This is a genomic window from Micromonospora sp. NBC_01405 (assembly GCF_045040155.1).
Taxonomy (GTDB): Bacteria; Actinomycetota; Actinomycetes; order Mycobacteriales; family Micromonosporaceae; genus Micromonospora.
The window spans coordinates 5,377,244-5,391,320 of sequence record NZ_CP109532.1 but is presented as its reverse complement, the minus strand read 5'-3'; the positions used below and the strand labels follow the sequence as shown (position 1 = coordinate 5,391,320).

The window sequence follows — 14,077 nt, the reverse complement described above, 5'->3', positions numbered from 1 at the left end:
AGGCGATCAGGTCCTGGACAGGGCGCGGTCGCTGACGAAGGACTGGAGACCGAACTGGCGGGCCCGGCGCTCGGCGAACTCGGTCAACCCCTGGCTGTCGGCGTAGTCGAGGCTGTAGAGGTCCAGTTCCAGCTGTAGCAGTTGCTCGGCGATCTGGGCGTGGAACTCAAGCACGTCGGGCGGCCACGGGGCATAGCCGTCCTCGGTCCATCGGGCCGAGAAGGACTCGAAGACGATGCCGTCGACGATCTCGGCCAGCCGAGGCAGCATGCCGAAGCCTCGGTTGGCCAGCAGGTACGCGGGCTTGGCTTCCTCCCGTATCGCGGCGACCAGGGTGAGCAGGTGTGGCACGTCCTCGGGATAGGTCAGCTCGACATTGAGCGTGTCCAGAAAGAGCCCCGCGTAGCCCTGGGCGATCGCCTTCTTCGCCGCACCGACCACGTGCGCCACCCAGAGCGGGTGGCCGACCTGGACGAATGCTCCGCCCCAGTCCGGGTTGCGTTCCTGGCGCTGCCAGGGCGCGGGCGGGCCCTGGTCCTCCGAAAGCGAAAGGTAGGCGAGCGTCTGCACGTCCCGCTCCGCGAGGTATCGCAGCTCGGTGGGTTGGTAGAAATCCGGCTGCAGGACCACCCGCACATACCCGGCGAGGTGGTCCAGATGCCCGTCGCCGTAGTAGAAACAGATGGGACGTCGGCTCATCACCGCCACCCGTGCTCTCGGTACCAGGAGAAGGTGGTGCGCACGCCCTCCTCCAGGCTGACGGTCGGCTCGTAGCCCGTCAGCTCCCGTAGCCGGGACAGGTCCGGGCAGCGGCGGGCGACCGAGCCGGGCGGCGCCGTCTCGGGCGCGATGGCGGGGCTCACCCCGGCCACGCGGAGGACCAGCTTGGCGAGGTCTCCGATGTTGGTCTCCTCGCGGTCGTTGCCGATGTGCACGATCTGACCCGCGGCGGCCGGGGCCGCCATCAGCCGCATCATGGCCTCGACGGCGTCGTCCACGTGGCAGAACGCCCGGTACTGGTCGGCGCCGGGGACCGGGAACGGGTCGGCTCCCCGCAGGGCGCGCAGGGACATCTCCGGAATGACGTGGTCGGCGCCCATCCGTGATCCGTACACGTTGTGGAAGCGGCCCACCACGGTTTCGAAGCCGCGGGCACGGGCCGTGTGCAGGAAGGCGGCCTCACCGAGCAGTTTGCTGGCCGCGTACGCGAAGCGGGGCGCCGAGATGTCGGAGATCATCGTCGGCACGGCCTCGGACGTCGGCACCGGTACCACCCCGGCCGTCACACCCCCGGCGTAGACCTCGCTGGTGGAGGCGAAGAAGACCCGCTCGCCAGGGGCCACCCAGTCGAGCAGGTGCATCGCGGAGAGGGTGTTGACCCGGACGACCCGAGCCGGATCCTGCTCCACGTTACGGACTCCGACGACGGCGGCGAGCAGGTATATCTGGTCCCAGCCCGTCGGCAGTGCGGCCCAGGTGTCCGGGGCGGTCAGGTCTCCGGAGACCACCCGCACCGCCGGGTCGCTCCGCAGGCGGTCGAGGTCGGCGTCGTCACGGCCACGGGAGAAGTCGTCCACGATCGTCACCTGGTGACCGTCGGAGACGAGGCGACGGGCGAGGTGCAGGCCGATGAAGCCGGCCCCGCCGAGCAGAAGCGCCCTCATGCCGGCACCACCTGCGGGGCCGGTGCGGCCGACCCGGATGCGGCGGGGGCGGGCGGCAGGTAGCCGAGGCCCGCGTAGCGGACCCCGGCGGCCATGACCGCGTCGGAGTCGAGCACCCGCCACGAGTCGTAGATGAACGCCGGCCGCGCCGCGCCGAGCACCTCGGGGACCTGGATCGCCCGGTAGTCCGGGTGGTCATTGATGATCAGGACGGCGTCCGCGTCGGTGAACGCCTTGTCCAGGCTGACCGGTTCGCCCCCGTACTGCCGGATCACGTCGCCGGTGACCATCGGGTCGTGACCGAGGACGGTGACGCCGGCGGCGGAGAAGACCCGCATCATGGTGGCGATCGGGGTGCCGCGCATGTCGTCGGTGGCCGGCCACCCCTTGTACGCCCAGCCGAGCACCGCCAGGCGCGCGCCGAGGCTACGGCCGCGCGCCTCGATCAGCATCCGGACCACGGTCTCACCGACGTGGATGGGCAGGTACTCGTTGAGCTGGCGGGCCTTGCCGACGAGGAACGGCCGGCGGTCACCCGCGCTGTCGATCATGATGTACGGATCCTTGGAGAGGCAGCCACCCCCGACGTACCCGGGCTTGGCGAGGTCCGGGCGTGGGTAGTCGACGTTCGCCGCGTTGATCACCTCCAGGGGGTCGAGGCCGTGCCGCTCGGCGATCAGCGCGATCTCGTTGCCGAAGGAGTAGATCAGGTCGGTGTGGCAGTTGTTCGAGAGCTTCACCAGCTCGGCGGTCTCCAGTCCGGACACCGGCACGACGGCCCGCACCAGTCCGTTGAAGAACTCGATCCCGGCGGCGAGGCTCTCGGCGTCCAGGCCGCCGATCACCTGCGGCAGCTCGACGAGTTCACGCAGCGCCTGGCCCTGGATGGTCCGTTCCGGCGCCATCACCAGCCGGACCTGCTCGCCCCAGGCGGCCCGCAGCTCCGGCAACACCACCCGGCGGCTCGTGCCGACCGGCACCGTGCTGCGGACCACCACCAGGGTGTCCGGGCGGCAACTGGCGGCGACGACCCGGGCGGCGGCGGCCAGGTTCGCCAGGTTGGGACGCTGGGTGATGTTGTCGACCGGCGTCGACACGCTGATCACCGCCACGTCGACGGTGTCCTTCGGCAGGTCGGCGCCCACGTGGATGTTCTTGCCGAGGTGGGCGGCGAAGACGTCCTCGATGCCGGGCTCGAAGATGTGCGGCCGGCCGCGGGAGAGCGACTCCAGCACCGCCGGTGACACGTCTGCGCCGTACACCGTGAAGCCCTTGTCGGCGAGGGCGGCGGTGAGCGTGAGCCCCACGTAGCCCAGGCCGACGACTCCGATTTTTGTACTCATTCCTCTTGTTCCCTTCCGTTCATGTGTGTCGTGATTGAGGTGAGGTCCGGCGCTCGGACCTCCCGTCGCGGAGGCCCGGCCGTCCGCGACGCACTCAGCCGCAGCGGGCTGTGAGCCGATCGAGAGCCCGGACGGTGACCGTGCCGGCGAACCGTTCCGCGCGGTAGCGGCGGCAGGCCCCGCGTACGTGGTCGGCGCGCACGGCGTAGTCGACCGCGAGCACGAACTTGCCGGCATCGCGCAGCGCCCGGGTGTGCGCCAGGTTCTCCGCGCACCAGCTCTGGGTGCACGGCTCGTCCGTGGCGAGGTAGAAGAGCTCCTCCATCGCGATGCCGTCGACGGCGGCGGTGTAGCCCGACTGCTCGCGCAGCTCGGGAGAGTTCTGTGGAACGATCAGGAAACCCGGCCGCTTGGCCTTGGCGTACTCGCTGATCCTGACGATCAGGGCGGCCATCTCGGCACCGAGCCGCGCGCGGTCGCGGCCCTGGGTGGCATCGAGGGAGATCTCCTCGTACGCCAGCGGCGTGTCCAGGTAGACCCCGTCGAAGCCGGCGCGCAGTGCTTGGTCGACCCGGGGCCGAACGACCCGTTCCCACCAACGGGTGTCCCAGTAGTGGACGAAGTACTCGCCGGGCCAGTCCGTCCACTCGTTGGCCAGCAGGTCCCGGGCATCGCGGCGGATCACCGGGTACTCCGGGCGGAAGTTCTCGATGCTGCCGATCTCGAAGTACGCCAGCACCCGCTTGCCGCTGCGGCGCAGCGCGCCGATCTCGGCAGCGGTGAAGTAGCCGGTGTGCCCGTCCCGGGTCAGGTCGACGACGGCGAGCTGGTACCGGCCCCGGGTCAGCGCGTCGAGCCGGCCGTCGGCGTACCCCTGTAGCTGGTACGCCCAGTCGGTGATCGTCCCGGGCGAAGTGGTGGCGACACCACCGGGCACGGCGGTGGCCGGGTCGCTCGGCCGCGCCGCGGACGGGGAAACGCCGGCCGGACCTGAGCCCGGACTGACCGGACTGCCTGAACTGGACGGTGCGGCGCTGGTGCCGGATGGCGGCGCCGACACCGGCCCGCTGCCCGGCCGGCGGCCGACGAACCCCCACATCGCGGTCGCCACCAGCACGGTCACCCCGGCGAGGGCGGCCACGAGGAGCCGCTGGTTACCGCCGCCCGGGGACCGGTGGCTCACCGCGTCTCCCCGGCGGCCCAGATGTCCTTGATCGATGTCGCCAGGTCGCGCACCGGCGACCAACCCAGCTCGTGGTCCGCCCGGCTGACGTCGGCCCGGATCCAGTTGACCGTCATCGAGCGCTGCGGCCCGGTGCCGGCCTCGCGGATCCGGCCACGGTAGCCCGCCGTGCCGGCCAGCAGCTCGACCGCCTCCCGCGCGGTGATCGCCCGGCCGCTGCCCGCGTTGAAGACCCGGTGCCGTAGCTCGGGCGCGAGCACCGCCGCGACGATCAGCGCGGCGAGATCCCGCACATCCACGAAGTCCCGGTACGCCGAGAGCGGCCCCAGGGTGATCTCCGGAGCGCCGTCGGCCAGCGCGTTACGGATGCGCGCCGCCGCCCGACCGAGCAGGTTCTCCTCCGACATGCCGGGACCGATCGGGTTGAAGACCCGCAGCGAGACCGCATCGGCCTGCCCGGATTCGCCGGCGAGCTGGAACAGCCGGGTCCCGGCCAGGTGGCTGACGCCGTACGCGCTGACCGGCTGCGCCGGCTCCTCCTCGGTGACCGAGGCACGATCCGGCACCGGGCCGTACTCGCCGGCCGAACCGAGCCGGACCAGCCGGGCCTGTGGCACCGCGGCGACGGTCGCCTCCAGCAGTTTCGCCGCGACCAGCGTATTCGCCGTGACCAGCTGTGCGGTGGAGCCGGCGAGGGCGCCCACGCAGTTGACCACCGCGTCCGGGGCGACCTCGCGCAGGATCGCCGCGAGGGCGTCCGGTTCGCCGTCCAGCAGGTCGAAGGTCGCCCGGCCCGGGCAGATCACCTCGGTCACCCGCGGGTCCGACTCCAGAGCGGCACGCGCGTGCCCACCGATGAAGCCGGACGCGCCGAAGAGCAGCACCCGCGTCACGTCAACTCTCCGGCTCGCACGACGGCCGACAGGTCTGCGACGGCCAGCGGGTCGCCGACGGCCGTCCCGTCACCGAGGGCCACCCCCAGCGGCCTCGGGCGGGCGGGCAACAGGATCGGCTTGAGCTGTGGGAACGAACGGTTCGCCTCGTCGTAGTCCTCCGGCCGGCCGATGTCCAGCCAGAACCCGTCGAACGGGTACGTCACCGGGGGGTCGCCGCCCGCGAGCAGGTCCAGCACCAGCTGGTCGAAGCCGAATGCGAGCCCCGCCGGGTAGGGCTCGAGCGTCTTGCGCGACATCCCGTACACGCCCATGCTGACCGGGTAGCGCAGCGCCGGCTTCTCCCGGAACCCGACGATCCGCCCGGCGGCCACGTCCAGCACGCCGAAGTCGATCTGGTGCACCCGCTCGGAGGTCGCCAGCGTCAGTCCCGCGCCGGAGAGTTTGTGGGTGCGGAGCAGGTCGCCGTAGTCCAGGTCGGTGAGGATGTCACCGTTCATGACCAGGAACTCGTCGGGCAGCCTGTCCTTCAGCCCGAACAACGGGCCGACCGTGGAGAGCGGTTTGTCCTCCTCCACGTAGTCGATGACGAGCCCCCACGGGCGGCCGTCCCCGACGAAGGCCCGGATCAGCGGGCCGAGGTGGTTGATCGCCAGGGTCACCGAGGTGAACCCGTGCGACGCGAGCTGGTCGAGCACGATCTGCAGGATCGAGTGGCTGTCGCCGATCGGCATCAGGGGCTTCGGCAGCGCCGTCGTATACGGCCGTAACCGCACCCCTTTGCCGCCGGCAAGGATCACCGCGTGCATCCGGACCTCCCCAAGGGCCTCGAGTGGACTATCGGTAGTGCCGGACCTGCCCGATCACCGGAACCAGACCGAGCGCGAACAGCGCCTGGAGCAGCACGACGCTGCCCAGGTAGAGCGAGGTGTCGGCGAGCGCGCGGCCGTCCTGCCCGAGCAACGGCGCGACGCCGAGCAGAGCGCCGACTCCGGTGTGCAGCACGATCACGACCGCCATGGACAGGCACAGCCAGCCGTACCGGCCCCGGCCGACCAGCAGGAAGGCCAGGTAGTAGGCGCCGGCAAGTGCCACGTGTGCGGCCGTCATCACGACCCCGGCAGCCGAGAGCATGCCCGCGTGGAACAGCCCGGCCAGTAGCGCCGCCCCCAGCACCGCCGGCACCGCGAGGCATGCGGTGACCTCCCGGCCGATCATGCGCCAGACCCCGACGACGAAACCGTGCGGTTCGTGGGTGTGCCGGGCCAGTGCGACCGCGTTCGCCCAGAACAGGCTGGTCCGCCATTCCACGAACCCCATGGACAGAATCAGCGGTACCGCCGCCGCCGCGATGTCCAACCGACCCAACAGGTACGGCGCCTGCGCGTGGAAGAGCAGCGCCGCCGAGCAGAGCCCGTAACCGGCGACGCCGAGCAGCGCGGGCGCCTCCGGCCAGAGCGGATCCCGTGCTGCCGGTTCCTCGGCCCGGGCCGCTGTCTGGGTTACCCAGAGCGCCGCGGCGAGGGTCGCCAGCACGCCGACAGCCGCTGCGCCCACGGCCCACCGTTGCTGCGTCGGGCCGGCGGACACCAGGTAGATCCCCCCGAACAGGAAGGCCGGGATCATCGCCAGGGCCAGCCACAACTCGCGCCGGTAGAAGATCAGTAGCGTGCTGGCCAGCTGGTACGCCAACTGGAAGACCATCATCGTGGCGAGCGACAGGCCGCCGTACGGCAGCACCGCGCCGCCGGCCACCGTGCCGAGCAGGGGCGCGGTCAGCGCGGCTGTCCGCAGTAGCCGGCTCGCCGAGCGTGGCCGGCCAAGGCCGAGCAGGCGGTACGCCGAGTAGGCGATCACGCCCGAGTAGATCCAGCCGAGCGTCCCGGCGAGGATCAGCCCGAGCACCAGACCCGGGCGCCCCACGGCCGCCAGCACGGCCGGGAACGCGGCACTCGGCAGCACGTAGAGCAGGCCGTGCGAGATCGTTCGCAGGTCGTCCCAGCGGCCCCGGCCGGTCGTCGGCGAGGTGCGTGCCTCGTCCACGACCGGCGAGGTCGGCCCCATCCGCCGGAACACCTCGGAGGCGAGCACGAAGACGTCGCTGTAGCCGTACTCGACCTGGGCGGCCCGGTCGGTGTGCCCGTCGGCCTCCAGGGCGGCGGCGACCTGTAGCGCGTCGACCACGCGGGTCAGCTGGGGCCGGACCCGCTCGACCAGGTCGTCGACCGGATCGGTGGAGATCCTGGGCAGCAGGATCGTGCGTTCGGGCTCGTCCGCCCGATCGGCGTCGCGCAGCGCCGCTCCGGTGGTCGTCGTGCCGCCGGGCCGCCACAGTGGGTCGGTGACGTCAGCGTCCTTGTAGGAGGTCATCGCCGGCCGCCGGTGGGGCGCAGCATCGCGACCGTCGACTCGCCGTCCGAATACGACACCGCCGGACGCACGGACGAGTTCGGGTCGCGGCGCGGCGGGTACGCGGTGGATCCGTACTCTTCGGGTCCACGCTGTCGGGGCACGCGGGCGGGGACGGGCGCCACCCCGGGCCGGATCTTGCGGTCCGGGACCTTGACCCAGCCCTGCGCCTGGCCTCGCAGATGCCGCGGCGGTGCGGACACCGTCCGTGGCGCGGCGAGCCCTTCGTAGATGTTGCGGTACGCCTGCAGCGAGCGCTGCAGGGTGAACTTCTCCAGGACCCGGGCCCGGGCGACCGCCCCGAGTCGCAGCCGCAGGTCCCGGTCCCGCAGCATCCGCACGCAGGCGTCGGCGACGGCGGCGACGTCCCGCGGCGCGACGACGAATCCGGTGTCACCGACCGCCTCGGCGACGCCACCGACGTTGGTGCACACGGTCGGCCGCCCGCACGCCATCGCCTCCACCACGGTGTACGGGAAGCCCTCGGAGATGCTGGTCAGCGCGACCAGGCTGCCGGCGTGGTAGGCCTCGACCGCGTTGCCGACCCGGCCCTCCAGCGTGGCGTGCCCGGTCAGTCCGAGTTCGTCGATCAGCGCCTGGCAGCTGGCGTGGTAGACCTGGTTGGCGACCGGTGTCCCGCCGAAGATGCGCAGCCGGGCGGTCGGGATCTCCGCGCGGACCAGCGCGTACGCCCGGATCAGGGTGTGCAGGTCCTTGAGCGGGTCGATGCGGCCCATGAACGAGATGGTCGGCACCTCCGGTTCACCGACCGCCGGTGGGAACTCGTCCGGGTCGACGCCGTTGTACATCGTCCACATCCGCTCCGGGTCGGCCCCGTTGTGCAACTGCCAGCGCCGGTTGTACTGCGAGTGCGGCGCCAGCGCGCCGGTGATCAGATATGCCGCACCGGCGAGTGAGCGGAAGAAGCTCAGCACCAGCACCCGCACCGGATGCGGTGCGCTGTCATTCAGGTATGAAATGTACCGCTCGCGGAGATATATGCCGTGCTCCGAGAGGACCAGCGGGGTGCCGTAGGTCCACGTCGCAGCCATGCCGACGAGCGTGGCGAGGCCGTTCATCGACGAGTGCACGATGTCGGCGCGCACCGGCGGCGCACTCAGCGGCCGCATCATGTGCGAGATGAGCCAGGCCGCCTCCAGCGCGTCGGCGACGCTGGGCGCGGGCCCGGTCTCGTCGACCCGGAGGGTGTGCCAGGCTTCCAGCATCATCCTCAGAGCCTCGTTGGAGAGCAGGCCCGCGCTCAGGTCGCCACCACCGGCGGCGTACTCGAACATGCCGCGCAAGGCGAGCAGGAAGGTGCTCCGGTTGACCGAGCCCGCCTGGGAACGGGTCGACTCCAGTGGGGTGACCAGCGCCCGCAGGAACACCTCGTAGGACTCGAGGAACTCCGCGCCCGGCCGGCCGGACGGGACCAGCACCCCCCGCTGGGGGCGGCGGCCTGGCGGCCGTCCGCCCCACAACGGGATCGAGTGCACCCGGTCAAGGTTCGCCGGCCTGTCGAACACCGGTTCCTCGGTACCGTCCACGGTGAGCGCCACAACCTCCCACCGGTAGTCCGGCATCCCCCGGATGAGCTGCTCGCACCAGATGCTCACGCCGCCCATCGCATAGGGGTAGGTGCCCTCCGAGACCAGAGCGATCCTCACCAATTACTCCCGTTCACCTTCGCGTCACTGCTTGTCGCTGCCAGGCCCTATGAGCGAGGAGCGGCGTCGAACGTCACAGCGGTGTTCGCCACGAGCGTCACCGGAACGGTCACGTCGCTGCCGTACGTGGTGGCACCCGTGGTGGCCGTGGTCACGCCGCCCAGCCGGAGCGTGCCGGCGGCCGGCGAGGTCACCGTGATGTCACCGGTGGTCCGGTCGTAGATCGCCTCGGCCCCGGCGGTGCGTGCGGCGAAGTGGGCCGTGGTCGCCTTGGTGTACGCGGCGATGTCCGTCCACGCCGAGTTCAGCAGCGGCACCGCGTAGAAGGAGTCGTACTTGGTCAGCACGCCCTTGACCCAGTCGGTGACCAGGCTCTTGCCGGTGCCGTAGTCGCGCACGTTGGCGATGTGGAACGTGTGCGCGTAGATCGAGCCGGACGCCACGTGCTGCAGCGCCACCCCGGACTCGTAGTCCAGGACCTGGGGGTAGGTGCGGTCGGTGGGCCAGTAGGGGAAGAGCCCGTTCGGGCCGTAGAAGGAGTTGTAGAAGACCGTCTCCTCCGCCGGGGTGGTGGTGTGGTAGGCGATGTTCGTCGGCCAGCACGGCACCACCGCGATGCTCTGGTCCAGCGGGTGTGCGGTGGCCCCGTTGAAGTTCGCCGGCACGTGGCTGGGGAAGGACATGTTGCCGGCCACCGCGTTGATGCCGAGGTCCGCCGCGGCCTCCAGCAGCGCGGAGTTGGACGCCGCCAGCCCGTGGTCGGTGGGCGGGCCGGTGTCGTTGTCCGGGTCGTCGTTGTAGACACCGAGGCCGGAGTACTCGGGGGTCTTCAGCACGGTGGTCGGGGCGTTCAGCCCGATCGCCGCGCCCGCGGTCCGGTTGGTGTTGATCTCGCTGTAGCTGGTGTTGTAGTCCGTCGTGTTCAACTCGGGGTGGTTGAACGTGTGGTTGGTCCACCGGAAGTTGTTCTTGAGGCACTTCGTGGTGGCGGTCAGCGTGGTGGCGTCGCCGTTGGGGCTGCACGTGGCACCGGCGAACGGGTCGATGTCGGCGCCGTTGTACGCGATGTTGAAGGTGAATCCGGCCGCCTGCGGGTGGGCGGTACGCAGCGCGGTCTGCTGCGCGTCGAGGTTGACCGTGTCGTGGCCGCTGACCTGGAAGCCGGGGCTGTACTCGACGGTGCCGTCATCGTGGTAGTGGTCCGAGGTGTTGAACCAGTCATCGATGTCGACGTTCAGGTGGTGCTTCTGCTCACCGAAGTGCAGGCCCTTGGTCGTCCACCGGAACAGGCCGTAGACCAGCAGGTCCGAGTGGAGCAGGTACTGGTTCGAGGTGAACGTCAGCGCGATCCGCTCCCGGCCGTCGGGAGAGGTGCTGCGCACGGCCAGCACGTCGGAACCGTTGGTCATCAGGGCGTCGGCGCTGCAGCCGGACCTGATCGAGGTGCGGTAGACGTACGACTGCGTCACGGGAATCTGGGCGGAGCTGCTGAGGTAGTCGAAGACCGCGGCGCCGTTGCTGGTCAGCGAGACGGGCAGGGGCGTGTCGCCGATCGCGCTCTCACCGTTGGAGGTGAGGCAGTAGTCCTCCGGCCAGGTTCCGTAGCTGGTGTAGAGGGCGGCCTGCCGGACCTGGAAGTTGCGCTCGTAGGCCCAGAGGGTGTTCCACTCCGTGCTGGTCAGGCCGCTGAGGTAGTTACCGCCCGACTCGTAGAGCTGCATGCTGTTGGTGAGCAGGATCGCGTTGTACTTGCCGACGCCGTCGGTGCGGACGAGCGTGCTGGGGGTGATCGACTCGGTGGCGGTGTAGATGACGTCGTAGGCCGCGCCGACCCGGTTCAGGGTCGTGGTGAGCGTGGCTACGCCGAAGTCCGCCGTGTTCGTGGCCACGATCAGCGCCCGGAGCGCGACCTTGTCGTTGAGTGCCTGAGTGCCGACGCCGCCACTGCGGGCGCTCTGCTTGGACTCGGCGACCTTGACGGTGCCGGACCTCGTGGGCAGCGGGCCGGGGCGGGCCTCCTTCTTGCTCGCGACCTGACCGAGACCGGGTGCGGTCGGCGGCTGGGCCGGCACGGTCGGCGCGGCCGGCGGCCGGGCAAGGCCCGGAGCCTGAGTGCCGAGGACAACCGTGAGCGCGGTCAACCCGGCGAGGGCGAGTCGTGTCGCGCGACGGCGCGTAGGTCCGGTGGGGACCATGTAGTGACCTCCGATGAGGAGACGACCGATGAGACAGTCCTTTGTGGACTGCGGGGCTGCCGCCGAAGGCTAGCAATTAGCTTTTCGGATCTCCGAGGCTCAGGCGTGTCGCATGTAGAGCATTGACGCAAGCACGGTCGGGTGCTAGTGCGACAAGATCCGAAAGCCGCTTGCAGTAGCACGTTTCGATGGATCATGAATGCGCGTTTCACGGGCACCGTCCGGGCTGACGTGCTCTTTTCCCGGGCCGCCGAAACACGTCATTCATATTCACTTCACAAGAGCCCAGTCGGGCATGGCCGAAATTCCGGCCCCGGTCGGGCCGAAGCGGTCGAGAGCGACCGCTGATCGCTTCGTCGTTCCCAATTACCGAGAAGCAAGTGTGGCCACTCAGTCCACATCGTTCATACGTTCGACTGACATACCAGTCATCCCTACGGCTCACTCGCGACAAAGTGGGCACCCCGGGCATCAGGAGATGCCGGCCAGCCGATGTTCGCGCTGGCAGCAGGACTCCGGCCGCGCGATCCGCGACCTGGGCCGGGAGTTGGGCGTCAACCGTCAGGCCCGGCGGTGGTCGCCGGCAGGCGACGTGACGGACGCCTGGCGTAGGACGCGCGAATCCCGAACATCGGGTACGACGACCGCCGGCTCTACGCCGCCGCGCTGGACCGGAACGGTGGCGAGTGCCCGTGGCGGGCACGGGCCTTGAAGTCGCGCGACAGTCGAAAGCGCACGGCGTCCGCGCACCTCGCCAACCAGGTCCGTCAACCGCTCGATTTATTCGTCATCGACGGCTTTCACCCCGGGGGCGGTGCGGCACCCCGGGCGATTCCATCGATCGCCACCGGGGCGTCAGTGGCGTCCGACATGCTCGACCTTTCCACGACGACAGAAATGGAACTTGCGGGTTATCCCTTAATCCGGGATTCCCACGCCGGACCGCTTTGTCAGCCTCCGATGAGTCCGGCCCCTCTCGCCAAGACCGACGGCCGGGTTGACGCCTGCGGCGTGCCGAGGGCCGCCGCCAGGGCGTGGCCCACCCGGCCGGTCTCACCGGCCGCTACGACGCCGTACACGAACCGGTCCGGTCGCAGCACCACCGCCTCGACGCGATGCCGGCGCAGCCAGGCGCTGATCGTCCCGTCCACATCGACAAGGTCGACCCGCTCCGCCCCGCCGTACCCGCGGACCGGCGGCAAACCGTCCGGCGCGGTGCCCGCCTGGTGCACGACGGCGAAACGCACCGCCAACTCCCGCCACTCCCCCCACTCTCCCCGCGACGGCTCGGCAGCTCCGCCGAGCCCGAGCACGGCGAAGCCGGCGCCGAGCGCCTCGTCGAGAAGGTGCGGCGCGGGCATGGCCGCCGTCGCGACCCGAGGCTGGGGGAACATCGTCCCGACACCGCCGTCGCGCCGACCGCCCGCCATCAGCCCGGTCGGATGGGCCGGCAACGGCTTGAACTCGAAGTGCCGAACGAACCGGCGTATCCGGGGGACGGTCTGAAGGACCCCCAGTGCGTTGTCGCGCAACCACGCCGCCGACCGGCTCCGCACCTGGAAGAGCCGTCCCAACCGCGCGCTCGTCCGCGCCATCGCCGCGGTGTGCGGGCGCCGCTCGATCTCGTACGTCTCCAGCAGCGTCGGGTCGGCGTCACCGGCGAGGACCAGGGCGAGCTTCCAGCTGAGGTTCGCCGCGTCCCGCAGCCCGCTACAGAGTCCTTGACCCATGAACGGGGGAATCTGGTGGGCGGCGTCGCCGAGCAGGAAGACCCGGCCGACGCGCCACTGCCGTGCCACGAAGTGGTGGTAGGTGTTGACCACCGCGCCGGTGACGGCGAAACGCGACGGGTCGACGTACGGCTCCACGAGCGTGCCGATGGTCTCGGGCCGACGCATCTCGTCGGCGGTCTCCCCGGGGCGCAGCATGAACTCCATCCGATAACTTCCCTTCGCCCCGGGTGACGCGAAGGCCGGACGCCGCCAGTCGCAGACGAACGTCGTCCTTTCGACGCGGATTGCGTCCGGCGCCACGTCCCCTGAGATGTCGAGCCAGGGCTCCGCGTAGCTGGAACCCGCCAGGGCGATGCCGGTAGCGGCGCGGGTGGTGCTGCGCGCGCCGTCGCAGCCGAGCACGTAGCGGGCTCGCACCGTCCGGCTCTCAAGGGTGATCATGTCGCGCAGGACCAGGGTCACCCCCTCGGTGTCCTGCCGCAACGCCACCAGCTCGACGCCGAGACTGAGGGCGACCTGGTCGAAGCGGCCCAGGCCGGCGCGGAGGGTCTGCTCCAACGGCCGCTGGTCGACGAAGCTCAGCGGAGGGTGGCCGAGGCCGAAGTCCACCTCCGCCAGGGCGACGGTTGCCAAGGCTCGGCCCCCACGGTTGACGTACTCGACGACCGGGACAGGGTGCATGTCGCGGCTCACCTGCTCGACGAGGCCGGCCTGCTGGTAGATGCGCAGTGCCTCGTCGTCGCAGGGCAGCGCGCGCGGCCGGCCGTGCGGTGCCGGGTTTCGCTCGATGACCAGGGTGCGGACCCCGCGGGCACCGAGCAGGTTGGCGGTCAGCGCGCCGACGGGTCCGCAGCCGATCACCGCGACGTCGACGTCGTAGACCTTCTCCTCAGCCGGGGGCATGGGGCGTCTCCTTCCGACAGGACCCCGCGACAGCCGCCGGCGCTCCTGCCCGTCAACGACACCAGGCGGGCGTAGATGTCCTGTGGA

At 70.6% G+C, this 14,077-nt stretch carries 10 protein-coding genes; all 10 read right to left on the bottom strand.

Annotation, left to right across the window (positions count from 1 at the left end):
• Positions 1–6 precede the first annotated feature (6 nt).
• A complete protein-coding gene (locus OG559_RS23390) occupies positions 7–699 on the bottom strand; it encodes a hypothetical protein (RefSeq protein WP_405106974.1) in 693 nt (230 codons plus the stop codon).
• Positions 699–1,664 (bottom strand): NAD-dependent epimerase/dehydratase family protein, encoded by a 966-nt coding sequence (locus OG559_RS23385; protein WP_405106971.1) that lies wholly within the window; start codon positions 1,662–1,664, stop codon positions 699–701. Before OG559_RS23385 ends, OG559_RS23390 begins: the two co-directional genes overlap by 1 nt.
• Complete coding sequence (locus OG559_RS23380; protein ID WP_405106969.1) at positions 1,661–3,007, bottom strand: nucleotide sugar dehydrogenase; 1,347 nt, start codon at positions 3,005–3,007, stop codon at positions 1,661–1,663. The genes OG559_RS23385 and OG559_RS23380 overlap by 4 nt, the downstream gene beginning before the upstream one ends.
• Before the next feature lie 94 nt (positions 3,008–3,101).
• Positions 3,102–4,190 carry an endo alpha-1,4 polygalactosaminidase gene (locus tag OG559_RS23375; RefSeq protein ID WP_405106967.1) on the bottom strand — a complete coding sequence of 363 codons (1,089 nt, stop codon included), beginning with the start codon at positions 4,188–4,190 and terminating at the stop codon, positions 3,102–3,104.
• Positions 4,187–5,083, bottom strand: coding sequence for an NAD-dependent epimerase/dehydratase family protein (locus OG559_RS23370; RefSeq protein WP_405106965.1), 897 nt, complete (start codon positions 5,081–5,083; stop codon positions 4,187–4,189). The genes OG559_RS23375 and OG559_RS23370 overlap by 4 nt, the downstream gene beginning before the upstream one ends.
• On the bottom strand, positions 5,080–5,892 hold the full coding sequence (locus OG559_RS23365; protein WP_405106962.1) for a sugar phosphate nucleotidyltransferase: 813 nt from the start codon (positions 5,890–5,892) through the stop codon (positions 5,080–5,082). Before OG559_RS23365 ends, OG559_RS23370 begins: the two co-directional genes overlap by 4 nt.
• A 28-nt stretch (positions 5,893–5,920) precedes the next feature.
• Entirely contained in the window at positions 5,921–7,453 is a 1,533-nt protein-coding gene (locus tag OG559_RS23360) for a hypothetical protein (protein WP_405106959.1), read from the bottom strand.
• Positions 7,450–9,159, bottom strand: coding sequence for a GT4 family glycosyltransferase PelF (pelF, locus tag OG559_RS23355; RefSeq protein ID WP_405106956.1), 1,710 nt, complete (start codon positions 9,157–9,159; stop codon positions 7,450–7,452). The genes OG559_RS23360 and pelF overlap by 4 nt, the downstream gene beginning before the upstream one ends.
• A 47-nt stretch (positions 9,160–9,206) precedes the next feature.
• On the bottom strand, positions 9,207–11,300 hold the full coding sequence (locus OG559_RS23350; protein WP_405106953.1) for a hypothetical protein: 2,094 nt from the start codon (positions 11,298–11,300) through the stop codon (positions 9,207–9,209).
• A 1,004-nt stretch (positions 11,301–12,304) separates the two neighbouring features.
• A complete protein-coding gene (locus OG559_RS23345) occupies positions 12,305–13,990 on the bottom strand; it encodes a bifunctional 3-(3-hydroxy-phenyl)propionate/3-hydroxycinnamic acid hydroxylase (protein ID WP_405106950.1) in 1,686 nt (561 codons plus the stop codon).
• Positions 13,991–14,077 lie beyond the last annotated feature (87 nt).

Coding starts and splice junctions, on each gene's coding strand:
- OG559_RS23390 (WP_405106974.1), bottom strand. CDS start 699: ATGAGCCGACGTCCCATCTGTTTCTACTACGGCGACGGGCATCTGGAC.
- OG559_RS23360 (WP_405106959.1), bottom strand. CDS start 7,453: ATGACCTCCTACAAGGACGCTGACGTCACCGACCCACTGTGGCGGCCC.
- OG559_RS23385 (WP_405106971.1), bottom strand. CDS start 1,664: ATGAGGGCGCTTCTGCTCGGCGGGGCCGGCTTCATCGGCCTGCACCTC.
- OG559_RS23345 (WP_405106950.1), bottom strand. CDS start 13,990: ATGCCCCCGGCTGAGGAGAAGGTCTACGACGTCGACGTCGCGGTGATC.
- OG559_RS23380 (WP_405106969.1), bottom strand. CDS start 3,007: ATGAGTACAAAAATCGGAGTCGTCGGCCTGGGCTACGTGGGGCTCACG.
- OG559_RS23365 (WP_405106962.1), bottom strand. CDS start 5,892: ATGCACGCGGTGATCCTTGCCGGCGGCAAAGGGGTGCGGTTACGGCCG.